A 1,137-nucleotide genomic window follows, 5' to 3' on the forward strand; every position below is an offset into this window, starting at 1 on the left:
ACTCGTCCCTGTGTCTGTTGAGTCGTCCGGAAGTCTCCCGGAGTTCTGCGGGCTTCGTCACGGAGTCGTCCCGAACTCGCCGCCGGCAGCCGACTGATTGCCGCCGACTGATTGCCGCCGACTGATTGCCGCCGACTGATTGCCGCCGACTGATTGCCGCCGACTGTCCACGGCCGGCTGTCCGCCGCAGGCCATCCGCCGGGACGCCGCCGGGAGCCCGTCAGGAAGGCGTCACGAGGAGGACGGGCGGCGCGCGGAGTCCCGGCGGGCGATGACGTCGATCAGCTCGCTGACCGTGTCCAGGCCCTCCGGCGAGAGGTTGACCGCCCGCAGCGCCAGGCTGCGCACGCCCGCGTCGCGCAGCGCGCCGAGCAGCGCGAGCTCCTTGGCGATCTCGGCGCCCTGCCGCTCGTCGAAGAAGTAGGCGGGCGGCACCTGGAAGAAGCGGGCCAGCGCCTCCAGGTGACGCTTGGTCGGGTTGTCCCGGCGCCCGGTGCGCAGCTGCCACAGGTAGGTGGTGGAGAAGGACTCCCCGGTCGCCTCGCGGCAGGCCCGGGCCACCTCCTCGTTGGTGTACTGCTCGCGGTCCGGCCGGCGGACCGTCTGGAACAGCGCCTCGATCTTGGCCGCGAGCCCGGACGTGTCGACCGGCCCGTCCCCGCGGGGCGACTCCGCCATGGCAACCCCTCTCCCGCCCGTGACCTCCGTGCCTCAGCCTGGGTGAACGGAGGAGACCCTGCGCGATCACCATAGCTCAAGGGAATGAGCCGGAGTGGATGCGGTGCGCCAACTCTTCCATGCCAGTTGACCGGTGAGGTGACGGGTGCCATCCTGGCCGACCCGACCGCCGGCCCTGGGAGGTTCGTGAACGACGCCGCGAACAACACCGCGAACGACGCCGCTAACGACCCCGCGAACAACACCCCCGCACCACCCCACCGCACCGTACGCCTCGGCCCCCTGTGGCGGGGAACGGGATGGGCGCTCGGCAGCGTCACCGGCCTCCTGCTGGCCGTCGCCCTCGGCGAGAGCGGCACCGCCGACCGCCTCGGCGCCGGCCCGTGCCTGCTGCTCGTCGCCGCCGCCGTCACCGCCGTCGCGCTGCCCGTCCCGTACACCTTCCGGCTGCGCGCCGCC

General features: G+C 72.6%; 2 protein-coding genes. One reads left to right on the top strand and one right to left on the bottom strand.

Features of this window, described 5'->3' with window-relative positions; all coding sequences use genetic code 11:
- Positions 1-231 precede the first annotated feature (231 nt).
- On the bottom strand, positions 232-678 hold the full coding sequence (locus tag AB0O00_RS40715; RefSeq protein ID WP_363659695.1) for an XRE family transcriptional regulator: 447 nt from the start codon (positions 676-678) through the stop codon (positions 232-234).
- Between the two features lie 186 nt (positions 679-864).
- Between AB0O00_RS40715 and AB0O00_RS40720 the strand changes: the two genes are divergently transcribed.
- A partial coding sequence (locus AB0O00_RS40720) for a hypothetical protein (protein ID WP_363659696.1) occupies positions 865-1,137 on the top strand: 273 nt, incomplete at its 3' end.

The organism is Kitasatospora sp. NPDC093558, from assembly GCF_040683475.1.
Lineage (GTDB): Bacteria > Actinomycetota > Actinomycetes > Streptomycetales > Streptomycetaceae > Kitasatospora.